This is a genomic window from Brevundimonas nasdae (assembly GCF_016654005.1).
Classification (GTDB): Bacteria; Pseudomonadota; Alphaproteobacteria; order Caulobacterales; family Caulobacteraceae; genus Brevundimonas; species Brevundimonas nasdae.
Window position 1 is genome coordinate 65,124 of sequence record NZ_JAEPWN010000011.1, and the last position, 22,899, is coordinate 88,022.

The 22,899-nt window shown below is 65.5% G+C and carries 20 protein-coding genes and 2 tRNA genes; 13 read left to right on the top strand and 9 right to left on the bottom strand.

The window, feature by feature from the left end; all coding sequences use genetic code 11:
• Position 1: 1 nt before the first annotated feature.
• The gene (gene hutU, locus JKF87_RS15410) at positions 2–1,669 is read right to left on the bottom strand and encodes a urocanate hydratase (protein WP_201100772.1); all 1,668 of its coding nucleotides are present in this window, start codon (positions 1,667–1,669) and stop codon (positions 2–4) included.
• 91 nt (positions 1,670–1,760) lie between these two features.
• Between hutU and JKF87_RS15415 the strand changes: the two genes are divergently transcribed.
• From JKF87_RS15415 to JKF87_RS15435, 5 genes are read left to right on the top strand one after another with little or no spacing between them, the layout of a single operon-like run.
• Positions 1,761–2,486, top strand: coding sequence for a UTRA domain-containing protein (locus tag JKF87_RS15415; RefSeq protein ID WP_201100773.1), 726 nt, complete (start codon positions 1,761–1,763; stop codon positions 2,484–2,486).
• A gap of 2 nt (positions 2,487–2,488) precedes the next feature.
• The gene (locus tag JKF87_RS15420) at positions 2,489–3,379 is read left to right on the top strand and encodes an agmatinase family protein (protein WP_201100774.1); all 891 of its coding nucleotides are present in this window, start codon (positions 2,489–2,491) and stop codon (positions 3,377–3,379) included.
• Positions 3,379–4,581 carry an imidazolonepropionase gene (gene hutI, locus JKF87_RS15425; RefSeq protein WP_370874353.1) on the top strand — a complete coding sequence of 401 codons (1,203 nt, stop codon included), beginning with the start codon at positions 3,379–3,381 and terminating at the stop codon, positions 4,579–4,581. The genes JKF87_RS15420 and hutI overlap by 1 nt, the downstream gene beginning before the upstream one ends.
• Positions 4,582–4,635: 54 nt before the next feature.
• Positions 4,636–5,577 (top strand): type IIL restriction-modification enzyme MmeI, encoded by a 942-nt coding sequence (locus JKF87_RS15430; protein ID WP_201100776.1) that lies wholly within the window; start codon positions 4,636–4,638, stop codon positions 5,575–5,577.
• 30 nt (positions 5,578–5,607) lie between these two features.
• Positions 5,608–6,786: a type IIL restriction-modification enzyme MmeI gene (locus JKF87_RS15435; RefSeq protein ID WP_201100777.1), complete on the top strand. Its 1,179-nt coding sequence runs from the start codon at positions 5,608–5,610 to the stop codon at positions 6,784–6,786.
• Positions 6,787–6,790: 4 nt separating this feature from the next.
• On the opposite strand, the gene JKF87_RS15440 is transcribed toward JKF87_RS15435, so the two are convergent.
• Entirely contained in the window at positions 6,791–7,168 is a 378-nt protein-coding gene (locus tag JKF87_RS15440) for a response regulator (protein WP_201100778.1), read from the bottom strand.
• A gap of 249 nt (positions 7,169–7,417) precedes the next feature.
• Between JKF87_RS15440 and JKF87_RS15445 the strand changes: the two genes are divergently transcribed.
• Positions 7,418–8,965, top strand: coding sequence for a carboxylesterase/lipase family protein (locus JKF87_RS15445; RefSeq protein WP_236261434.1), 1,548 nt, complete (start codon positions 7,418–7,420; stop codon positions 8,963–8,965).
• Between the two features lie 5 nt (positions 8,966–8,970).
• On the opposite strand, the gene gor is transcribed toward JKF87_RS15445, so the two are convergent.
• Positions 8,971–10,353 carry a glutathione-disulfide reductase gene (gene gor, locus JKF87_RS15450; protein ID WP_201100779.1) on the bottom strand — a complete coding sequence of 461 codons (1,383 nt, stop codon included), beginning with the start codon at positions 10,351–10,353 and terminating at the stop codon, positions 8,971–8,973.
• 133 nt (positions 10,354–10,486) lie between these two features.
• Positions 10,487–11,173: a ribose-5-phosphate isomerase RpiA gene (gene rpiA / locus JKF87_RS15455; RefSeq protein WP_201100780.1), complete on the bottom strand. Its 687-nt coding sequence runs from the start codon at positions 11,171–11,173 to the stop codon at positions 10,487–10,489.
• 97 nt (positions 11,174–11,270) lie between these two features.
• Here rpiA and JKF87_RS15460 point away from each other — a divergent pair, with 97 nt between their 5' ends.
• A complete protein-coding gene (locus tag JKF87_RS15460) occupies positions 11,271–11,972 on the top strand; it encodes an SseB family protein (RefSeq protein ID WP_201100781.1) in 702 nt (233 codons plus the stop codon).
• A gap of 6 nt (positions 11,973–11,978) precedes the next feature.
• Here JKF87_RS15460 and glmU read toward each other — a convergent pair whose 3' ends face one another.
• Positions 11,979–13,331: a bifunctional UDP-N-acetylglucosamine diphosphorylase/glucosamine-1-phosphate N-acetyltransferase GlmU gene (gene glmU, locus JKF87_RS15465; protein ID WP_201100782.1), complete on the bottom strand. Its 1,353-nt coding sequence runs from the start codon at positions 13,329–13,331 to the stop codon at positions 11,979–11,981.
• A gap of 64 nt (positions 13,332–13,395) precedes the next feature.
• Between glmU and JKF87_RS15470 the strand changes: the two genes are divergently transcribed.
• The 3 genes from JKF87_RS15470 (at position 13,396) to JKF87_RS15480 (ending at position 15,643) form a co-directional block, all read left to right on the top strand.
• Complete coding sequence (locus tag JKF87_RS15470) at positions 13,396–14,109, top strand: HAD-IA family hydrolase (RefSeq protein WP_201100783.1); 714 nt, start codon at positions 13,396–13,398, stop codon at positions 14,107–14,109.
• 113 nt (positions 14,110–14,222) lie between these two features.
• Positions 14,223–15,512, top strand: a complete 1,290-nt coding sequence (locus JKF87_RS15475) for a dicarboxylate/amino acid:cation symporter (protein ID WP_201100784.1) — start codon at positions 14,223–14,225, stop codon at positions 15,510–15,512.
• Positions 15,513–15,568: 56 nt separating this feature from the next.
• Positions 15,569–15,643: transfer RNA gene (locus JKF87_RS15480), tRNA-Val, on the top strand.
• 559 nt (positions 15,644–16,202) lie between these two features.
• Here JKF87_RS15480 and JKF87_RS15485 read toward each other — a convergent pair.
• Both JKF87_RS15485 and JKF87_RS15490 read right to left on the bottom strand, forming a co-directional pair.
• Positions 16,203–16,892, bottom strand: coding sequence for an MgtC/SapB family protein (locus JKF87_RS15485; protein WP_201100785.1), 690 nt, complete (start codon positions 16,890–16,892; stop codon positions 16,203–16,205).
• Between the two features lie 418 nt (positions 16,893–17,310).
• A tRNA-Lys gene (locus JKF87_RS15490) sits at positions 17,311–17,386 on the bottom strand.
• A gap of 157 nt (positions 17,387–17,543) precedes the next feature.
• Here JKF87_RS15490 and JKF87_RS15495 point away from each other — a divergent pair.
• Both JKF87_RS15495 and JKF87_RS15500 read left to right on the top strand, forming a co-directional pair.
• A complete protein-coding gene (locus JKF87_RS15495; protein WP_201100786.1) occupies positions 17,544–18,959 on the top strand; it encodes an amino acid permease in 1,416 nt (471 codons plus the stop codon).
• Positions 18,959–19,312: an Hpt domain-containing protein gene (locus JKF87_RS15500; RefSeq protein ID WP_201100787.1), complete on the top strand. Its 354-nt coding sequence runs from the start codon at positions 18,959–18,961 to the stop codon at positions 19,310–19,312. Before JKF87_RS15495 ends, JKF87_RS15500 begins: the two co-directional genes overlap by 1 nt.
• On the opposite strand, the gene JKF87_RS15505 is transcribed toward JKF87_RS15500, so the two are convergent.
• A complete protein-coding gene (locus tag JKF87_RS15505) occupies positions 19,309–19,641 on the bottom strand; it encodes a chorismate mutase (RefSeq protein WP_201100788.1) in 333 nt (110 codons plus the stop codon). The two genes, JKF87_RS15500 and JKF87_RS15505, sit on opposite strands and share 4 nt — an antisense overlap.
• Before the next feature lie 66 nt (positions 19,642–19,707).
• A complete protein-coding gene (locus JKF87_RS15510) occupies positions 19,708–20,535 on the bottom strand; it encodes a ferredoxin--NADP reductase (RefSeq protein ID WP_201100789.1) in 828 nt (275 codons plus the stop codon).
• Positions 20,536–20,641: 106 nt separating this feature from the next.
• On the opposite strand from JKF87_RS15510, the gene JKF87_RS15515 reads away from it, so the two are divergent.
• Entirely contained in the window at positions 20,642–22,885 is a 2,244-nt protein-coding gene (locus JKF87_RS15515) for a S9 family peptidase (protein ID WP_201100815.1), read from the top strand.
• Positions 22,886–22,899 lie beyond the last annotated feature (14 nt).

Below are 22,899 nucleotides of genomic sequence, written 5' to 3' on the forward strand. Positions count from 1 at the left end.
CTTACAGGTCCAGCGAGGGCAGGTTCAGGCCATTGGCGCGCGCGGCGTCCTTGGCGATGTCGTATCCGGCGTCGGCGTGGCGCATGACGCCGGTGGCCGGGTCGTTCCACAGCACGCGCTCCAGACGTCTGGCGGCTTCCGGCGTGCCGTCGGCGACGATGACCACGCCCGAGTGCTGGGAATAGCCCATGCCGACCCCGCCGCCGTGGTGCAGCGACACCCAACTCGCGCCCGAGGCTGTGTTCAGCAGGGCGTTCAGCAGCGGCCAGTCGGACACGGCGTCCGATCCGTCCATCATTGACTCGGTTTCCCGGTTGGGGCTGGCGACCGAACCTGAATCCAGGTGGTCGCGACCGATGACGATGGGGGCCGACAGTTCGCCAGACGCAACCATCTCGTTGAACATCAGTCCCGCGCGATGGCGGTCGCCTAGGCCGATCCAGCAGATGCGGGCGGGCAGCCCCTGGAAGGCGATCCGCTCGCCCGCCATGTCCAGCCAGCGATGCAGGCCTGCATTGTCGGGGAACAGCGTCTTCATCGCCGCATCCGTCTTCCTGATGTCTTCGGGATCGCCCGACAGAGCGGCCCAGCGGAACGGCCCGATCCCGCGGCAGAACAGCGGGCGGATATAGGCGGGCACGAAGCCGGGGAAGTCGAAGGCGTTCTCGACGCCAGCGTCAAAGGCGACCTGACGGATGTTGTTGCCATAGTCGGTCGTCGGAATGCCCATGGCCTGGAAGGCCAGCATCGCCTTGACGTGTTCGACGATGGACGTCTTCGCGGCGGCGGTGACGGCGGCGGGGTCGGACACGCGCTTGTCCTCCCATTCCGCCACGGTCCAGCCAGACGGCAGATAGCCGTTGATCAGGTCGTGGGCGCTGGTCTGGTCTGTGACCAGATCGGGGCGTACTCCGCGCTTGATCAGTTCAGGCAATACATCGGCTGCATTGCCTAACAGGCCGACAGATATGGCCTTTCCGGTCGCCTTGGCGTCTTCGATCAGGGCCAGGGCCTCGTCCAGTGTCTCGGCCATGACGTCAAGGTAGCGGGTGCGCAGGCGCATCTCGATCCGGCTGCGCTGGCATTCGACCGCCACGCAGGATGCGCCCGCCATGGTCGCGGCCAGCGTCTGCGCGCCGCCCATGCCGCCCAGACCCGCTGTCAGGATCCATTTGCCCGACCAGTCGCCGCCGTAATGCTGGCGGCCCGCCTCCATGAAGGTCTCATAGGTGCCTTGCACGATGCCCTGGGTGCCGATGTAGATCCACGACCCGGCGGTCATCTGGCCGTACATGGCCAGACCCTTCTTATCGAGTTCGTTGAAATGCTCCCACGTCGCCCATTTCGGCACCAGGTTGGAGTTGGCGATCAGCACGCGCGGCGCGTCGGCATGGGTGCGGAAGACGCCGACCGGCTTGCCCGACTGGACCAGCAGGGTCTGGTCGGCCTCCAGCGCGCGCAACTCCTCGACGATGCGGTCGAAGGCCTGCCAGTTCCGCGCCGCCTTGCCGATGCCGCCATAGACCACGAGGTCTTCCGGACGTTCGGCCACCTCGGGATCGAGGTTGTTCATCAACATGCGAAGCGCGGCCTCGGCCGCCCAGGTCTTGGCGGTCATTTCCGGCCCACGCGGGCTGCGGATGACGCGGGTGTTGGGCGTGGCGGTCATCAATCCTCCATGCGACGGTCGTCCGTCGTCGTGCATTGTGGAGGCAGTCTAATGTCTAGACATTATTGCGCGCAAGAGGCAGGGTTCGACCATGGATATTGAGCCTCTGCATCGGCGGATCGCCAGCGACATTGAGCGTCGCATCGCTTCTGGCGAATGGCGGCCGGGCTTTCGCATCCCGACCGAGGCCGAACTGATGGCCGAATACGGCTGCGCCCGGATGACGGTGTCGCGGGCCATGACCGATCTGTCGGCGCGTGGGCTGGTGGTGCGTCGCAGGCGCGCTGGAACCGTGGTCGCCCACCCGCCCGTCCACTCATCGGCCCTGGTCGCCATTCCTGACATCCAGTCCGAGATCGAGGGCAGGGGGCTGGCCTATTCGCACCAACTGCTTTTGCGCATCGTACGCCCGAGCCGGGCGGACGAAGACGGAATGGGCGCACGGTTGATCGAACTGGAGACCCTGCATCTGGCCGATGCGATGCCGTTCACGCTGGAGCGGCGTCTGATTTCTCTGACGACGGCGCCGGAGGCGGAACACGCCGATTTCACCGCTGCGCCTCCGGGCGGCTGGCTGCTGGCGCACATGCCCTGGACCGAGGCCGAGCATCGCATTTCCGCCGTGGGCGCAGACGGGGAGACGGCGACGCGTCTGGGCCTGTCGGACGGCACGCCCTGCCTGCGGTTGGAACGGCGGACGTGGCGCGATGGCCTGGCGGTCACCTGGGCGTGGCAGACCTTCCCCGGCGCGGCCTATGATCTGGTTGCGCGATTTTCCCCGACCCAATCCCCGATGAAGACGCCGATCAAGGAATGAGCATGAGCGAACCGTCTGAAGCCCTGGGCTGGCGCTCGGTCGCCGATCTGGTCGGCGATCACCCCGACGCCCCCGTCGCCGTGATCGGCGCGCCGTTGAACGAGCGTTCCCTGACGCCCGGACGCTGTGATCTGGGACCAAAGGCGTTCCGGGCCGTGCTGCCGCGCCTGTCGACCTATGATGTCGAAACCGGGCTGGAACTGGCGGTGCAGGCGCATGACGCAGGCGACGTGGCCTTGAAGGCCGTCTCGCCCGCCGACGCCTTTGAACCTGTCCGCGATGCGGTGAAGGCGCAGGCCCACCGCGCCCTGACCATCCTGATCGGAGGCAACAACGCCATCACACGTCCGGGCGCCCACGCTCTGGGATTGGATCGCGTCGGCGTCCTGACCCTGGACGCCCATTTCGACCTGCGCGATACGGATCAGGGCCTGACCAACGGCAATCCCATACAGGCCCTTTTGGACGACGGTCTGGACGGCGCCCGCATCAGCCAGATCGGCCTGGCCCCCTTCGCCAACACCCGCCGCGCCCACGAAAAAGCCAAGGCGGCGGGCATCAGCGTCCGCATGGCGCGCGAATGCCATGAGCGGGGTCTGGCGGTCGTGGTCGCCGAGGAGTTGGAGCGTCTGTCAGCCCTGTGCGAAGTCATCTACGTCGACTTCGACATCGATGTGATCGACCGCAGCCAATGGCCCGCCAGCCCTGGCGCCCGACCGGGCGGGGTGTCGGTGCATGACTTCTTCGACGCCGCCCGTGTCATCGGCGCCCATCCCAAGGTGCGCGTCGTTGACCTGACCGAATATGATCCGTCGTTGGAGATCGGCGACCTAAGCTCCCTGACCGTCGGGCGCTGGTTCTGTGAAATCCTGAGCGGAGTCTCCAGCCGATGATCCAGGCCGACCGCCTTCTGACCGACTGTCACGTCGCCACCATGACCGAGGGCGGCGTCCCCTATGGCGCGATCGAGGATGCGGCCATCCTGATCAAGGACCGCCGCATCGCCTGGGCCGGCGCCCGTGCTGACCTGCCTGTGCATGAGGCTGTGGATACCGATCGTCTGGAGGGGCGCTGGGTCACGCCGGGGCTGATCGACTGCCACAGCCATCTGGTCTTTGGCGGCGACCGTTCGGGCGAGTTCGAGAAACGTCTGGGCGGGGCGACCTATGAAGAGATTGCGCGTTCCGGCGGGGGCATCGTCTCTTCGGTCAAGGCGACGCGTGAGGCGTCGGAGGACGAACTGTTCGCCTCGGCCATGGCCCGTCTGGAGGGGCTGAAGGCCACGGGCGTCACCACCATCGAGATCAAGTCCGGCTATGGACTGGATCATGACAGCGAACTGAAGATGCTGCGGGTCGCGCGCCGCATCGGGCGCGAGGGCGGGGTCCGCGTCCGCACCAGTTATCTGGGCCTGCACGCCACTCCGCCTGAGCATCGCTCGGACCGCGCAGCCTATGTGGACAAGGCTGTGGACGACATCCTGCCCGCCGCCCATGCCGAGGGGTTGGTCGATGCGGTGGACGCCTACTGCGAGCCCATCGCCTTCACGCAGGACGAGGTGTCGCGCCTGTTCGAAAAGGCGCAGTCGCTGAATCTGCCGGTCAAGCTGCACGCCGATCAGTTGTCGGACGGCGGTGGCGCGGCCCTGGCTGCCCGATACCAGGCCCTGTCCGCCGACCACATCGAACATTCTACCGAGGCGGGCGTCGCCGCCATGGCCGAGGCAGGCGTGGTCGCGGTCCTCTTGCCCGGCGCCTTCCTGATGCTGCGCGAGACCAAGCTTCCGCCGGTCGATCTGTTGCGCAAGCACGGCGTGCGCATGGCCATCGCCTCCGACTGCAACCCCGGCACATCGCCGGTGGCCTCGATGACGGCGGTGCTGAACCTGGCCTGCGTCCAGTTCCGCCTGACGCCCGAAGAAGCCCTGGCCGGCGCCACGCGCGAGGCGGCGAGGGCGCTTGGCGTTCTGGACGAGGTTGGAACCATCGAAACCGGCAAGGCTGCGGATCTGGCGGTGTGGAGCATCACCCGACCGGCCGAACTGGCTTATTGGCTGGGCAAGCCGATGTTGTATAAAAGGTATTCGCACGAATAGGTTGCATTTTAGATCTGGTAACTACAGATTGTTTTCATGTCGGGAAAGCAATCTATGGATGTCGAAGCCTTCATCGATCATTGGTCCGTCGCGCCCATCAGCGAGCGTGCGCACTATCAGACATTCATCATCCAGCTTTGTCGGTTGATCGGTGCGCCGGCGCCGGATGACGAGCGCGCCGGGGATCTGGACTACTGTTTTGAGCGGCCCGTTCGCTTTGAGCATGACGACGGATCCGCCCAGCCTGGCTATATCGATTGCGCCAAGCGCGGTTGCTTCGTGCTGGAGGCGAAACAGTCACGAAAGCGACGCGACGGCGGCCCTCTGGATCAGGTCGTCCAGCTTTCATTGATGTCCAAAAGAAAGCCAAAGCCTCAAAGTGAAACCACCGCAGAGGGTTTCATGCGGGCCGCTAAACGGCAGGCTGAAAACTACGCCAAGGCGCTGGATGAATGGCCGCCGTTTCTGGTGCTGGTAGATGTCGGGCGGTCGATTGAACTCTGGTCCGACTTCGCCAGACAGGGAAATATCTACGCCCCGTTCCCCAGTCGGACGACTCATAAAATTACGCTGGACCAACTGCGGTCTGCGGAAGTGCGTGAACGGCTTCGCCGCGTGTGGACCGAGCCCATGTCCCTTGATCCGGCGGCGAAATCGCTTGAGGTAACGACGGCTATCGCCACCCGCCTGGCCTGGACCGTTCGTTCGATCAACACGCGACTTCAGGTCGGGCTCGACCGCGTTCAACGCGCCGCGCAGTCGGACAAGACAGCTCTCTTTGTGATGCAGTGCATCTTCGCCATGTTCGCGGACAGCGTCGAACTGATCGAACGGCGCAGTTTTCTTGAGCTGCTGAAAAGCTATCGAGGGCAGATCCGAAATGAAGCCGAACTGACGTTTGAGGAGCGCCACGGCGTGATTGACGCCGACCTGAAGTTGGACAGTCGCCTGACTCGCCTCATCCCCCTGAAAGCAAATGCACTGCTGGCGCATTGAGGGGTTCAACTGAAGGGCGGCGGGTTCCTGGTGACTGCGGAAAAGGCTCTCGCCCTTTCAGCCGGTTCCGAACCAGGTGCGCCGTCGCCTTTTCTGGACTATCGCAACGGTCGCGACTTGGCCGATCATTCGCGCGGACTGAAGGTGATCGACTTTTTCGGCTGGGAGGAGGGTGAGGTTCGACGCCAGCATCCGCTGATCTATCAGCATCTTCTGGAAACGGTGAAGCCGGAGCGTGATCGCAATAACCGCGCGACCTACCGCGACAACTGGTGGATTTTCGGTGAGCCGCGGCGTGAACTGCGCGCGGCGGCGCAGGGTCTGGACCGATACATCGTCACGATCGAGACGGCGAAGCATCGTTGGTTCCGCTTTATGGACGGCGCGGTTGCGGCCGATAACAAACTGGTCGTCATCGCCAGCGACGACCCGATGCATCTGGGCGTCTTGTCTTCCCGCCAGCATCGCGCCTGGTTCGCCGCCAATGCAGGACGCATCGGCGAGTACGAGCGGGAAGCCGTCTATGTGAAGGGCAGTTGTTTCGACGCATTCCCGTTCCCAGACTTGAATGGCTGCAGGGCCGCTGAGATCGCAGCCCTGGCCGAAGAGGTTGATGAACTGAGGGCGCGTGTTTTGGCCCGCCATCCTTCGCTGACAATGACAGGCCTGTACAATGCGCGAGCAAAGCTCAACCACGGCGTGGTTCTGACTGAAGCGGAGCAGGAGGTTCACGAAATGGGCTGCATCGGCGTGTTGGACTATCTGCACCAGCGCCTCGATCAGGCCGTGGCGGCGGCCTACGGCTGGCCGAATGACCTTAGCGATGCGCAAATCGTCGACCGCTTGATTGTGCTGAATCAGCATCGTGCTGAACAGGAGACCTGTGGCGAAGTACGTTTCTTGAGGCCTGGCTATCAGGCCACACGCGTGACGATGACCGGACGCCCACGCACGGCCGAAATCAACCTGCCCAGCGCGCCCGTCAGGACCAACCTGTCGCTGGAGCCTGGTGAGATGGCGTCCAACCTTTTGACGATCATGCGGAAGGCGGGGGTTCCCATGCCTTCAAAGTTGCTGATCGACGAGTTCGATGGCGGCCGCGCGGCTGTGCGCCGACAGGTTGAGCAAACCTTGGCCGTGCTGGCCGTGACCGGCGCGGTGCAACGGTCTGACGCAGGATGGTTTGCACCCCGCCGAACGCCGCACTGACTGATCAGACGTCTGCGACGCCCATGGCCTTCATCAGGGCGTCGCGGACGGCGGCCTCTGTGAAGGGTTTCTGGATGGTGATGGCGCCGCGCCATTCGTCGGGCAGGCCGCCTTCGCCGTATCCGGTGGAGAAGACGAAGGGCACGCCGCGTTCTTTCAGGGCGGCGGCGACGGGGAAGACCTGACGACCGGCGACATTCACGTCCAGCAGGGCTGCGTCCAGATCGACGGTGTCGCGGGCCATCGCCTCACCCTCGTCGATGTTGGACGCCGGACCGACAGGCGTGCAGCCCATGTCTTCAAGGATGGTTTCCAGCAGCATGGCGACGAGGGACTCGTCCTCCACCACCAGCACGCGTCGGCCATTCAGTGCTTGGGTCATTCGACGCCTGTTCTGTCGCGTGGAACAGTTCGCTCCACGACCAATCCGGTAGGGGGTAAACCAGAACGCTGAAATTCGCCAGCCAAGGGCGAAAGTTTCGGACGATCAAACTGTTCGATGGGCGGCATCCGCGTCGTTCAAGCCGTTCGCTCCATGCCGCTGCGGTCGACGCCGGTGTTCGGCTGCAAGAATTTTGAACTGCGCTCCTGCCAAGCTTGGCCTGCCGGCAGGATTTGCTAATCAGCGCGGATGACAATCGCCGGCATCTTCGCCACCCTCTCCCTCATGATGGCGCCCACAGCCGAGCAGCCCGTAGTTCAGATCCAGCAGGGCGCCCTCATGGGCCGTGCGGATGCTGAAGTGGCCAGTTTCAAGAACATTCCTTACGCCGCATCGCCTGCGGGGGCGCGTCGTTGGCGGCCGCCCGGTTCTGCGCCCAGATGGCGGGGCGAGCGCGACGCCTCGACCTATGGGCCCCTGTGCATCCAGCCTCCACCCAGCGGTGATCCGGGCGTCGGTCCTCTGCCGATGAGCGAGGACTGCCTGAACCTGAATGTCTGGCGACCTGTGACAGCGACGGAGCCTGCGCCGGTCATGGTGTGGATCCACGGCGGCGCCCTGAACAATGGTTCGGGCACGGCGGCCTTGTATGACGGGTCGCATCTGGCCCGCGACGGCGTGGTCGTGGTGACGTTGAACTATCGGCTGGGCCGACTGGGCTTCTTTGATCACCCCCTTTTGGCGGCGGAGCGCCCGGCGGGCGAGGCGGGTGGCAACTACGGCCTGATGGACGTCATCGCGGCCCTGAAGTGGGTGCGGGGCAATATCGCGGCCTTCGGCGGCGATCCGGCCAATGTGACCATTTTCGGCGAGTCGGCGGGCGGCGCCATCGTCACCCGCCTGATGATCTCGCCCCCCGCACGCGGCCTGTTCGACAAGGCCGTGATCCAGTCGGGACTGGGGCGCGAGTTCCAGACCCCGTTGAACGCCAAGGATGTGCGCGGCCTGCCGTCCGCCCGTGAACGGGGCGAGGCCTGGGCGCTGGGCGCCGGACTTCGCACCGCCGCCGATCTGCGCGCCGCACCGGCCCAAGTCTTCCTGACCCCTTCGCCCGTTTTCGCCAATGGCGACCTGACCCTGATCGACGGCAAGATCGTGCCCTCGACCATCGAGGCGGCGTTCAAGGCGGGGCGTCAGGCGCCTGTGCCCATGATGATCGGCTCCAACAGCGCCGAGTTCTGGTGGATGCGGCCCACCGACCGGAACGGCTATGGCATGATCGACGACGACACGACCTGGCTGGAGCGCGCCTCGCTGGTCGCCGCCTATGGCGGACAGGACGGGTTCGACAAGGGTTTCATCACCGACGCCGTATTCTCCGAACCCGCGCGGATGCTGGCGCGGCTGCATTCGGCGGCGGGCAGGGAAGCCTATCTGTATCGTTTCGACGTCACCTCGCCGGACAATCCGGAACCGCACGGCGGGGCGTCGCACGCCATTGAGCGGCCCTATGTGTTCGGAGCCCTGTCGAAGCTGCCTTATCCCGTCACGGAGGTCGACCGGAACGCGTCCGAAGCGATGATGGCCTATTGGACTGCCTTTGCGCGCTCGGGCGATCCCAATGGCGTGGGACGTCCCGAGTGGCCCAGGGCGCGGGGCGGGGACACCCAGTTGATGATGTTCAGCAACGAGGGCCCAGAGGCCATGCCTGTGCCGGACACGGCCAAGCTGGACCTGATCGAGCGGTTCCGCGAGCGGCCGCGCACGCCGCCGCCCGTGGTGACCATACGGCGTTGAGGAGATCAGCCTGCTGATGTGGCGCCGGACTGTTTCTCCTTCAGGGTGACCAGTTCCTCGGCCATGGTCGGGTGAACGGCGCAGGTCGCATCCCACTGCGCCTTGGTCAGGCCCGCCTTCACGGCGATGGCGGCCAGCTGGATCATTTCGGGGCTTTCCGGGCCGACGATGTGGACGCCGACGACGCGCTGGCTGTCGGCGTCGACCACCAGCTTCATCAGCACCCGCTCGTCCGAGCCGGTGAAGGCGTATTTCATCGGGCGGAAGCGGGTGACATAGACATCAACGCCGTTCGAGCAGGACCGGCGGGCCTCGGCCTCGGTCAGGCCGACCACGCCGACGGGGGGCTGGCTGAAGACGCCGGTGGCCACGGCCTCGTAGTCGAAGTGCTGGGGATTGTCGCGGAAGACGGTCTGGTGGAAGGCGACGGCCTCGCGGATCGCCACGGGCGTCAGGTTCATCCGATCCGTCACATCGCCGATGGCCCAGATGTTTTGCGCCGTCGTCTTTGAATAGGGATCGACCTTGATCGCGCCCTCGTCGTTCAGTTCGACCCCGGCCTGCTCCAGGCCCAGTTCTTTGACGTAGGGAATGCGGCCGGTGGCGAACATGACCACGTCCGTCTCCAGCTTCATGCCGTTTTCCAGGTGGTTCACCAGGCCGGTCTCGGTCTTTTCGATCGACTGGTGCTGGCAACCCAGGATGACCTTGATGCCGCGTTTCTCGATTTCCGCCGCCAGATGGGCGCGCACGTCGTCGTCAAAGCCGCGCAGGATGTTGGGCCCGCGATAGATCAGGGTCGTCTCGACGCCCAGACCGGCGAAGATGCCGGCGAACTCCACCGCGATATAGCCGCCGCCCGCAATCAGGATGCGTTTGGGCAGTTCGGGCAGGTGGAAGGCTTCCTCGGACGTGATGGCGTGTTCGATGCCGGGCAGGTTTTCCGGCTTCCACGGGCGGCCGCCGGTGGCGATCAGGATTTTCTCGGCGGTGATGGTGCGGTTCTTGCCGATGATTTCGACGGTGTGGGCGTCCTTCAGCACCGCGCGGCCGTGGACCAGTTCGACGCCCGCCTTGCCCAGGTTGGCGGCGTAGATGCCGGACAGGCGGGCGATCTCGACATCCTTGGCCTCAAGGAATTTGGGCCAGTCGAACCGGGCGTTGTCGAACGACCAGCCATAGCCCTCGGCGATCTCCAGAGCGTGGCTGACCTCGGAGGCCATGACCATGAACTTCTTGGGCACGCAGCCGCGGATCACGCATGTGCCGCCGACGCGGTATTCCTCGGCCACCGCCACCTTTTTGCCGTCCAGCGCCGTCAGCCGCGCCGCCCGCACCCCGCCCGAACCGGCGCCGATGACAAAGAGGTCGTAGTCGTAGGTGGTCATCGGGCGCTCCGGCATCGGACCCGAAAAAAGGAGTCCAATTCGTCTGAATAGTCTGAAATCCGCCGGGCCTGGCCGCAGCGCTGACCCGACTTAGGCGCCCAGGCCTGACCGGACAAGGACGACGCGGCAAGGTTCAGGGCGTGATGGTCTCCACGTCGTCGTCGTGGCCGATGATGGCCAGATCGGCCAGGTCCAGGAACAGGCCATGTTCGACGACGCCGGTGATCAGCTTCAGGTCGTCGGCCAGACGCGCCGGGTCGGTGATCGCCTTGCAGGCGGCGTCATAGATCAGGTTGCCGCCATCGGTGCGGACCAGTCCACGATCCGCCTGGCGCACGCGGGCCGGGGCGGCGATGTCGTGATCGGCCAGCACGTCGGCGATGCGGTTGCCGGTGGTCTTGTGTCCAAAGGCGACGACCTCGATCGGCAGGGGGAAGGTCCCCAGCACGGGCACCACCTTGGCGGCGTCAGCGATGACGATGCAGCGCGCCGACGCCTCCCACACCAGCTTCTCACGCAGCAGGGCCGCCCCGCCGCCCTTGATCAGGGCCAGGCCGGGACCGATCTCGTCGGCGCCGTCGACGGTCAGGTCGATGCGCGGCGTATCCTCCAGCGTGGATAGGGTCAGGCCCAGTTCACGCGCCAGATCGGCCGTCTTTTCAGAGGTCGGCACGCAGCGCAGGCCCGACAGGTTGCGCGCCGCCAGCGCCTTGACGAACCAGGCGGCGGTCGAGCCGGTGCCCAATCCAACGATCATGCCCGCTTCGACGTGCTGGGCGGCGGCTTCGCCGGCAAGGCGTTTTTGATCATCTGCGCTCATGTCCGCTCCATAGGGGCTGCGCGCGAAGGCGTGAAGGGGGCAGGGCTTGGGACGGGCGACATTCGTGCTATTCGCCGCCTCTAGTGAAGCGTGAGGTATGCCTGTGTCATCGAAGAACCTGTTGGAAACCGCTCTGGACGCCGCCTTCACCGACCCGTCGCGGCAGGGTGGGGTGGAGACGGCCTTGCTGGCCTCTGAACTCTATGTGTCGCCGACCGGAGGCAGACCGCCTGAGGGCGTCGTGCTGGGCCGTGACGCGCCCTTCCGCCTGAACGGCATCGTCCTGAAGGAAGGGCACAACGCTACCGCCGCCTTCACCCGGACGGAGTTCGCCACCAACCTGTTTGGCGAACCTGCCAGCATGGCCATTCGCGGCCGCCATCTGCTTGAGGCCTTCACGGGCGGCTGGATCGTGCTGAACCCCGGTCAGGAGAAGGGGCTGGTTCTGACGCCCGCCGACATCGCGGCCATTCTGGCGAGCGCAGGCAACGCCCAGCCGACCGTGGAAGATCCCAATATCGAGCTGACGACGCCCGATCCCGCGCCATCGGTTCTGGTGGCCCGAATGAAAGACGCCCTTGACCATCCTTCGATCAGCTCAGCCTGGCTGGCCAGAACGCGTGACCGCACGACCGGCGAAACGGGCTGGCGGATGGAGGTTTACGGCGATCTCGAGATTCCCGCCGTACGCAAACGCGTCGAGGCGGGCGTCGAAGGTCTGAACTTCGACGGCGAGCATCTGGACCTGCTCATTGGTCCCGCGTCCGACGCGGTCGGCGCAGGCATCAGGATCATCTGATCCGGGTCAGTCTTTACCGGCCGCCTTCGCAGCCTTTGCCTTCTCGCGGAAGGCGGCGCCGGCGGCCGGCTTGAAGGCCTGACGTGCGCGGCCGAAGGCGAGGGCGTCTGCGGGCACGTCCTTGGTGATCACGGAGCCGGAGGCGACGATGGCCCCGGCGCCGATGGTGACCGGGGCGACCAGGCTGGAGTTCGAGCCGATGAAGGCGCCGTCTCCGACCTCGGTGCGGGCCTTGTTGAAGCCGTCATAGTTGCAGAAGATCGTGCCTGCGCCGATGTTCGCGCCCGCGCCGACTGCGCCGTCCCCCAGATAGGCCAGATGGTTGGCCTTGGCGCCTTGGCCCAGCCTGACGTTCTTCACCTCGACGAAGTTGCCGACTTTCACGCCCGGGGACAGGTCTGCGCCGGGGCGCAGGCGGGCATAGGGGCCGACCTCGGCCCCGGATGCGACGCGGGCGCCCTCGATATGGCTGAAGCTGCGGATGCGGGCGCCGCCTTCGATGCGGGTGCCGGGGCCGAAGACGACGAACGGTTCGATCACCGTTCCGCTGCCGATCTCGGTGTCCCAGGCGAAGTGGACGGTGTCCGGCGCGCTCATGGTCACGCCCGCGGCCAGGAAGGTCTCGCGCTGCACCTTCTGGAACAGGGCTTCGGCCTGGGCCAATTCGCCCTGGGCGTTGACGCCCATCACGGCGTCTTCGGCTGCGAAGACGGCGCGGGTCGGGTGGTCGGCTTTCCGGGCCAGTTCGACAACGTCGGTCAGATAGTATTCGCCCTTGGCGTTGTCGTTCCTGACCTCAGCCAGCAGCGAGAACAACAGCCTGGCAGGCGCGGCCATGACGCCGGAATTGCAGGCGGTGACGGCCAGAACCTCGGGCGACGCCTCCTTGGCCTCTGTGATGGCGGTCAGGGTTTCGCCCTCGATGATCAACCGCCCGTAGGCGCCGGGATCGCGCGCCTCAAAGCCGATGACGGTCACCCCCGCCGATCCGAAGACAGGCTCGATGTCGGCGGCCTTCAGCAGCGGCACGTCGCCATAGGTCACGACCACCTCGCCCTCGAAACCGGCCAGAGCCGGTTCCGCCGCGCGCACGGCGTGACCAGTGCCCAGCGGCGGGTCCTGAACCGCGATGGCGGCGTCGCCCAGCCGTTTGGCAACATGGGCGCGGACCTCTGGCGAATGCACGCCGACCACCACCACGATCCGTTCGCACCCCAGCGCCTCGGCGGCGTCGATGGCGTGGTCCAGCATGGCCCGTCCGCCGACCGGGTGCAGCACCTTGGGCAGCGGGGATTTCATCCGCGTGCCTTGCCCGGCGGCGAGAATGATTGCGGCGCGAGCGCGTGTCTGGCTGGTCATGAATCGTCCCGGCGTCTAGTCGTGTCCCGATCTAGCCCATCATGCGGGCCAGCGGGAGATATGGATGACCGATCGCGACCTGGAAGGCTGGACCATCGCCTTTGATCTGGATGGGACGCTGGTCGATTCCGCGCCGGACCTGATCGGAACCCTGAACCGCCTGCTGGTCGAAGAGGGGCTGCCGCCGGTCGCGATGGAGGAGGCGCAAAAGCTGATCGGCTCCGGCGCGCGGGCCCTGCTGGTTCACGGCTTCGAGGCGGCAGGCGCATCGGTCGAGCGGGCGGAATCCGACGAACTGTTCCAGCGTTTCCTGACCGACTACTCCGCCCATATCGCCGACGGCAGCCAGCCGTTCGAAGGCGTGGTCGAAACGCTTGAGCGTCTGACCGAGCGCGGCGCCCTTCTGGTGGTGGCCACCAACAAGCGGTCGGACCTGTCCGAACTGCTGCTGCAAAAGCTGGACCTGGCCCGGCGTTTCGCCGCCATCGTCGGCCCTGACCGTGTCAGCGCCCGCAAACCCTCCGGCGCGCATCTGAAAGAGGCCGTGGCCCAGGCGGGGGGCGATCCCGAGCGCGCCATCATGGTCGGTGACGCAGCCCCTGACGCCGGGGCCGCGCGGGACGCAGGCATGCCCTGCATCCTGACCACGTTCGGCTACACCCCCGTGCCGGTCGAGACCCTGGGGGGCGACGTCCTGATCGACGCCTTCGAGGACGTGGAGGAGGCCATCGACGGCATCCTGTCCGACTTCTACGTCCTGAAGGCGCTCAGGGGCTGATGTAGAAAAACTGAGGGTGGGTTGCAGAAAAACTGCGGCCCGAACCCGCGCCGTCGCGGTTGCGGATTGCGGGCGCAATCGACAGATTGGCGCACTGTTTTGAAAGTACGTCCATGCTCGCCCGCTTCTTCAAGATCCCCCTGTGGCAACGCACAGCCGCAGGTTTCGCCCTGGGCATCCTTGCTGGACTGATACTGCGAGAAAAGGCCGAGGTCTGGCTCCAGCCGATCGGCGACGTCTATCTGAACCTGATCCGCATGGTGGTCGCGCCCCTGGTGCTGTTCACCATCGCGAGCTCCATCGCCAAGCTGGGCGAGGGGGCAGGGGCCGTGCGTCTGGGCGTGCGCACCATCGTCTGGTTCGCCATCACCTCGCTGTTGGCGGTTCTGGTCGGCTTTGCGTTCGGCCATATCATCAATCCGGGCGTGGGCCTGTCCAACCTGCCGCTGGGCGAGGTTAAGGAGCGGGTTATCCCGACCCCGCTTGAGGTTCTGATCGGCGTGGTGCCGCGCAACCCGTTCGCGGCCCTGGCCGAGGGCAAGGTGCTGCAGATCATCTTCTTCTCGGCGCTGGTCGGCATGGCGCTGGTGGCCCTGGGCGACCGGGCGCAGGGCGTTCGGCGGCTGGTGGACGAAGGCGCGGCTGTGGTCTTCCGCATCACCCGCTGGGTGATCCAGCTGACGCCCATCGGCGTGTTCGGCCTGATCGGTTCGGTGGTCGGCGGTTACGGCTGGGAGGCCCTGCTGCCGCTGCTGAAGTTCATCGCCGCCATCTATGCGGCCTGTCTGTTCCACATCCTGATCGTCTATTCGGGCCTGCTGAAGCTGCACGGCCTGAAGGTCCGCAGCTTCTTCCGCGGCGCCTTCGCGGCCCAACAGACCGCCTTCGCCACCTCGTCGTCGCTGGGCACCCTGCCGATCACCCTGCGCCAGACGGTCGAGCGTCTGGGCGTGCCGCAAGCCTACGCCGCCTTCGCCGTGCCGCTGGGCGCCAATGTGAAGATGGACGGCTGCGGCGCCATCTATCCGGCCATCGCGGCGATCTTCATCGCCCAGTATTTCAAGATCGACCTGACGCTCACCCAGTACGTCCTGATCGGCCTGACGGCCGTCCTGGGATCGCTGGGAACGGCGGGCGTGCCGGGCACCTCCATCGTCATGCTGACCCTGACCCTGTCCACCGCGGGCCTGCCGCTGGAAGGCATCGGCTATATCGTCGCCATCGACCGCATCATCGACATGATGCGCACCGCGACCAATGTGACCGGCCAGATGGTCGTGCCGGTCCTGGTGGCCAAGGAAGAAGGCATCCTGAACGAGGACATCTACAACGGCCACGTGGCCTGGCTGCCGGGCGACCCGGACGCGGACACCGCCGAAACGGTGAAAGCCGCAGGAATCTGAAACGGGCGCTTGCGCGACGCGGAGGAGCGGGCTACATCGCCGCCTCCGCAAGGCAAGGACGCGTAGCTCAGCGGGAGAGCACCTCGTTCACACCGAGGGGGTCACAGGTTCAATCCCTGTCGCGTCCACCATTCCTTCCGAACCGTATCAACAGGTTGCAGTTTTCGAACACCGCTCAGGCGGCGTCGAGTGAATTCGCTGCGGGGTGCATTGAAGCGGTCCCCATCTTTCCGCGATTTCGAAAACTGTTCAGGCGGCTTTTCCGATTCGAATGTGTTGCGTGACGGCGCATTGGATTTCATGCGTCCGCGCGGCCTTTTGCCCGGCGCTGTGAACGCGCGCTGAAGCGCTCAGCATGACAAGTCGCTGGCCCCCTGGCTGCGACAAACAGGTCATCAGGGCGAAAATCGTAAAGATCGAACCAGTCTCCCGGCCCAACATCGCCGCGCGGCGTCACCCGCCCCGAATGTATATGAACGCTAGGGCGGCCAGGACGATGACGACGAGGGCCCCCAGTCCGAACATGAGGCCGGAAACCCGAAAGGCGCCCTTAACGGGGCGGCTTAATGGTTGATCATACTCGATCGGCGCCTGACGTGGGCTTTTGGTTGCGCGCGGCATGCCAAGACAATGCGCTAGCCCAGGTGAGGTTCAATGCCTGGGAGAGCGCGACAATCGCTTGACCCGCGCTCAGTCGTCGCGTGGGTCTATCTGAAACTCCACGACGCCGGGAGCCGCACTGAGCCGGTCCGCCAGAGTTTTGAGGTGCTGACCGCCGGTGGTTTGCACGCGCCAGGCGCGTCGGATCCGGCTTCCCCCATGGGTAAGATCGATTCGGCCTGGGCGTGCATTGGCGTTCACGGCCAAAAGAGCCCGCTCGACCTCTTCTTCGCAGGCGGCGTCCTTCTCCCAGCTTACGTCGACATCGACCGTCAGGCGAATGGGCAGACGACGTCTTACCAGGCGCAGGCCGATGAGGATGAAGGCGGTGGCCAGGGTCCCGGCCAAGCCTAGACCGAACAGGCCCGCTCCAAAAAGAAGGCCGAGCGCCGAGGTCATCCAAAGCGAGGCCGCAGTTGTCAGGCCATGGATGGAAAAGCCGGAGCGGAAGATCACCCCAGCGCAGAGGAAGCCGACACCGGTCAACACGCCATGCGCCATCCGCGTGGGATCGGTGACGATATTCTCATCGGGAAGGGCGCGAAACGCCCAGTCCCCCTGGGACATTGCGGCCAGCATTAGAAGCGCGGAGGCCAGGCTGACCAGGATATGGGTCCGTAGACCGGCGGCGCGCCCCCGCCATTCGCGCTCGAACCCGATCAGACTGCCGGCGGCGACCGCACCCAGTATCGGGAGGACAGCATTCTCAAGGGGCATCATGAAAAGGACAACGATAGTCGCAGCGCCCCGTTCCGAAAGCTGGATCGTCCTGGCGTTTTGCAGATCAGTGCGACACGGGGGGGCGGGCGGCGCTTGGTGGATCGGACGCCAGTGCGCACAAAACTATGGAGCCGTCGCTCTGCGATGAGAACGACGGCTCAGGCAGTTGAGGTTGATCGCTACGCGGATCTGGGCTCGTCTAGGCGGCTACCCGTCGGACGGCCGTTGGCTCCCGGCATGATCAAGCCTGCAGTCTACCTGCACTCGCATTTCAGACCAATGATCGCTTTCAGCCGCAGCAGCGCGCTTCAGGTAGCCGTTGCATGGATTGGAAGGACAATGTGGCGTAGCCGAGAACCTGCCGCGTCGGGCAGGTCTAAAGCCGCTTTGTGCTTTCAGATGAATCGAGAGAAGACGATGGTGGGTGATCACAGGTTCGAACTGTGGACCCGCTGATTAAGAGTCAGCTGCTCTACCGACTGAGCTAATCACCCACACCGATCGTCATGTCTTCGGCGGCGGTTGCCCTTGCCGAAGGGCGCTCCTACTACCCAGCCGTTTCGGGGTTGGCAAGCGCTTTCGCAAACTTTCTTCGACAGTTTATGCTGATAGCGGAATCAGCCGCACCAAGGCGGCGGGGGAAACAGGCACATGGCATTCTGGAACCGGCGGCGCTCGATCGACGCCATGCTCAGGCCGCACGACGGGCCCGGTCTGAAGCCGACCTTGAGCTGGCCGCATCTGTTGGCCCTGGGCGTCGGCGCCATCGTCGGCACGGGCATCCTGACGCTGATCGGCGTGGGGGCCGGTCTGGCGGGGCCTGCGGTTCTGATCAGCTTTGGTCTGGCCGGTCTGGTGTGCGCCTGTGCGGCCCTGGCCTATGCCGAATTGTCGACGATCATGCCTGCCTCGGGCAGCGCCTACACCTATTCATACGCGGCGCTGGGCGAGATCTTCGCCTGGGTCGTGGGATGGAGCCTGATCCTGGAATATTCGCTGGTCGTGTCGACGGTCGCCGTCGGATGGTCCGGCTATGCCGTGCCGTTCCTGGCGGGCCTGGGTCTGGACCTGCCGCTGGCGCTTTCGGTCGGGCCGCACGTCGAGGGCGGGCTGATCAACCTGCCGGCCATCTTCATCATCGCCGTGGTCACTGGGCTGCTGCTGCTGGGCACGCGTGAGAGCGCGACGGTCAACGCCGTGCTGGTCTTTGTTAAGATCGCCGCCCTGGTGGCGTTTGTCGCCATCGCCATGCCGCACTTCGATGCGGCCAACTTCACGCCCTTCATGCCGAACGGTTTCGGCGCGCCCTTCGTGCAGACGGGGGTGATGGCGGCTGCGGCCATCATCTTCTTCGCCTTCTACGGGTTTGACGCCATCGCCACGGCGGCGGAGGAGACCAAGAAGCCGGAACGCGATCTGGCCATCGGCATCGTCGGTTCGATGGTGGTCTGCACCATCCTGTATATAGCCGTCGCCGCTGCGGCCATCGGCGCCGCGCCCACCGCCAGCTTCTCGGACAGCCCTGAGCCGCTGGCCCACATCATGCGCGGTCTGGGTCAGGGCGTCGCCGCCCAGTGGATCGCCGCCGCCGCTGTGATCGCCCTGCCGACGGTTCTGCTGGCCTTCCTGTTCGGTCAGAGCCGCATCTTCCTGGGCATGGCCCGCGACGGCCTGCTGCCCAATCGCCTGGCCAGGATCTCCAAGCGGGGCGTTCCGGCGGTCGTGACCATCTTCACGGCCATTGTGGTGGCCTTCCTGGCAGGCATCATGCGTCTGGACGAACTGGCGTCGCTGGCCAACGCCGGCACTCTGATGGCCTTCATGGCCGTGGGCGTCAGCCTGATCGTGCTGCGGGTGCGTGAGCCGAACCGGGTGCGCAAGTTCAAGGCGCCGCTGTGGCCCCTGGTCGGTGGCATCGCCATCATCGGCTGCATCACCTTCTTCTTCAGCCTGAAGAGCTCGACCCAGCTCTACTTCCTGCTGTGGAACCTGTTCGGTCTGGCCGTCTATCTGCTCTGGTCCTCGCGCAACTCGCGTCTGGCCAAGGGCGAGGAGAACGCGGCCTGATGGCGCGGCGGGATCTGACAGGGGCTGTCGACTTCTCCGTACTGGAGGCGATGACCGGCGACGATGACGCCATCAATGAGGAGGTGCTGGGCTTGTTCACCGAACAGGCGGCTCTCTGGACGCCTCTGTTGGATCCCAAGGTCGATGGATGGCGCGACGCCGTCCACACCATCCGGGGTGCAGCGGCGGGCATCGGCGGCCATGATCTGGTCGCCGCATGTGCGGATGCGGAACTGTCCGAGGATGCGTTGGCCGCGCCCGCGATGGAGCGGGTGCGTTCCGCCCTGTCAGAGGCGCTGGGTGACGTCGCAGCTTACCGTCACGAACTGATGCTCAAAAGCTTGCGGGGTTAGCCGCGCGTCTGGTCCCAGGTCGCGAACTCATGGGCGATGCAGCGGTCGATCAGCAGGCGCCAGACCGGCTCGGCAATATCCGCTGACAGACCCTTGGCCTCTGCTGTCACCAGAACCTTCGCCACGACATCATCGATGCGCGCCTGATCGAACACGGCGTCCCGGTTCGGCTTGATGCGCGCGGCGGCGTCCATATAGCGCTGGCGCTCGGCCAGCAGGGCGACCAGCGCGCGGTCCAGGGCGTCGACGCCCTGACGGACCTCGGCCATGGACTGGCAATCGGCGGGATCAACCCGGGAATCTACGGCGACGGGATCAGACTTCGACATGGCGGCGGGGTTAGCCCGTCAAGCGCGCGAAGCCAAGCCGCCAACCTGTCCCAGACTCAACCTGTCTCAACCGACGAAGGCGCGTTCAAGCACATAGTCGGCAGGTTCGGCGTTGGAGCCTTCCTTCAGGCCGAAGGTCTCCAGCAGTTCGCCGGCTTCCTTGATCATCGCCATCGAGCCGCACAGCATGGCGCGGTCGCGCGCCGGGTCGAAGCCCTCGGGCAGGCCCAGATCGCGGAAGAAGTCGCCGGACTTGATCCGGTCGGTGATCCGGCCCGGTGTGTCGAACTCTTCACGCGTGACGGTCGGATAATAGGTCAGTTGCGCCTTGGCCTCGTCACCGATCAGCGGATCGTCGTGGATTTCGCGGCTGAAGAAGTCGCGATAGGCCAGGTCCGCCACGCCGCGCACCGTGTGGATCACATAGACATGGCCGAAGCGGGAATAGGTTTCGGGATCGCGCGCCACGCTCAGCCAGGGCGCCAGGCCGGTGCCGGTGCCGATCAGGAACAGGCGCTCGCCGCCGGTCAGGGCGTCCAGCACCAGCGTCCCGGTCGGCTTCTTGCCCATCAGCACCGTGTCCCCCGCCTGGATCTTCTGCAGACGCGAGGTCAGGGGGCCGTCGGCGACCTTGATCGAAAAGAACTCCAGCTCTTCAGCCCAGTTGGGGCTGGCGACGGAATAGGCGCGCAGGACGGGCTTGCCGCCGTCTTCGCCGGGCAGGCCGATCATCACGAACTCGCCCGAGCGGAAGCGGAAATCCTCCGGCCGCCTGATGCCGAAGCTGAACAGGCTGTCGGTCCAGTGGCGCACCCACAGGACTTCCAGTTCATGGAACGGGCTGGCCTTTACGGGAGCGGGCGCCGGGGCGGGGGAGAAGGCTGCGTCAGTCATCGCGCGGTATTTAGTGTGAGAACCGCTCGCAGGGAAGGAAAAGGCGCGTCCCGCATGGCGAGATTTCCTCGTGACGGCTTGCAGCCGCGCCGTTAGCTTCGTCGCCATGCGCAACATCCTGCTTATGTCCGCCGCCGCTGTCGCCCTTGCCGGGCCAGCATTCGCTCAAACCCCGTCGAACATTCTGACGCCGGAACGGGTCTTCGCCGACCCGGCTCTGGGCGGCCCGGTGGCCAAGGGCGTCAGCCTGTCGCCGGACGGCGAACTGGTCGCCTTCCTGCGCTCGCGCGACGACGATGTCAGTGTTCAGGACCTGTGGGCCGCCCCGACGGGCCCCGGCGAACCCTACAAGCTGATCGACGCCCGCGCCCTGGTTCCCGACGCCGGCGAACTGTCGGAGGCCGAGAAGGCGCGGCGCGAGCGGATGCGAATCTCGGCGCGAGGCGTGGTCGACTATTCGTGGGACGAACAGGGCCGCTACATCTTGGCACCGCTGGAGGGCGACGTCTTTCTGGCCAGCCGCGCCGACGGCTCGGTGCGCCGCCTGACCCAGACCTCCGGCGACGAAATCGACGCCAAGGTCTCGCCGCTGGGCAATTTCGTCTCCTACGTCCGTGACCAGAATCTTTTCGTTTTCAACCTGACGACCAACCGCGAGCGCGCCCTGACCACCGACGGCGCGGGTCTTGTCACCTGGGCCACGGCCGAGTTCATCGCTCAGGAAGAGCTGGATCGCGACACCGGCTATTGGTGGAGCCCGGACGAGAAGCGCATCGCCCTGGAACGCTATGACGAAAGCCCCGTCGATGTGATCCCGCGCCTGGACATCACCGGCGGCGGCGCCAGCGTGGTCGAGCAGCGCTACCCCCGCGCCGGACGTCCCAACGCCATCGTCGAACTGTATGTGCAGGACCTGACGTCCAATCGCCGCATCAAGGTCGATCTGGGCGCCAACCGCGACATCTATCTGGCCCGCGTCGCCTGGTCGTCGGACGCCTCCATCCTGTATGTGCAGCGCCTGTCACGTGATCAGAAGACGCTGGACCTTCTGGCGGTGAACCCGGCAACCGGCGCCTCGCGCGTGATCGTCACCCAGAAGGGCGACGCCTGGGTCGGCCTCAGCAACGACTTCAAGCCCCTGCGTGACGGCCGCTTCATCTGGTCGAACGAAGACAGCGGCTGGCGCCACCTCTATCTGTATGACCGCGACGGCAAGCTGATCCGCCCGATCACCGAGGGCCAGTATCCGGTGCTGGACCTGGAAGGCGTCAACCAGCAGACGGGCGAGGTCTTCTTCTCCGCCTCGATGCGCGACGGCCAGGAGCTGCCGATCGAGAAGCAGCTGTTCCGCGCCAGCCTGAACGAGACGGCGACGCCGGTCGCCATCACCCCCGCAGGCGGCTGGTGGAATGTCTCGGTCAACGGCACCGGCACGGCCTATGTCGGCAACTATTCCGATCCGAAGACGCCCCAGCAGTCGGGCCTCTATAATATCGACGGCACGCGCATTCGATGGATCGAGGAGAATCCTCTCAACGCCCAGCATCCCTTCTATCCTTACGTGTCGCGTCTGCGCGAACCGACCTTCGGCACGTTGCAGAGCCACGGCGAGACCCTGGTCTGGCAGATGAAGACGCCACCGGGCTTTGATCCGTCCAAGACCTATCCGGTCGTGATGCAGGTGTACGGCGGCCCGTCGGGCGGCGGGGTCAAGCGCGGCTGGGCGCCCGCCACCGACCAGTTGCTGACCGAGGCGGGCTATATTGTCTTCCGCATGGACAACCGGGGCGAGGGCTTCCGCAGCCGCGCCTTCAAGAACGCCCTGTACCGCCATATGGGCACGGTCGAGGTCGAGGATCAGGTTCTGGCCGCCGACTATCTGCGCAGCCTGCCTTATGTCGACGACGCCCGCATCGCCGTGATGGGGTGGAGCTATGGCGGCTTCATGAGCCTGTCCATGCTGGCCGAGCCCAAGATGGGCCTGGCCGCCGCCCTGGCGGGCGCCCCGCCGACGGAATGGAGCCTGTACGACACGGCCTACACCGAACGCTACATGTCCACGCCGCAGGATAACCCCGAGGGCTACGCCGCTTCCGACATCATCCCAAAGCTGGATAATCTGACGGGGCGTCTGCTGCTGCTGCACGGCATGGCCGACGACAATGTCATCTTCCAGAACACCACCCGCGTCCTGAACGCGATGCAGGAGAAGAGCATCCCGTTCGAGACCATGCTCTATCCGGGCCAGCGCCACGGCGTGCGCGGCAATCCGCGCATGCTGCACCTGTGGCGCACCTACCTGGACTTCCTGGACCGCACCATCGGCACGCGGGCGCCCAAGGCGGACTAAGCGCGCGGATCAAA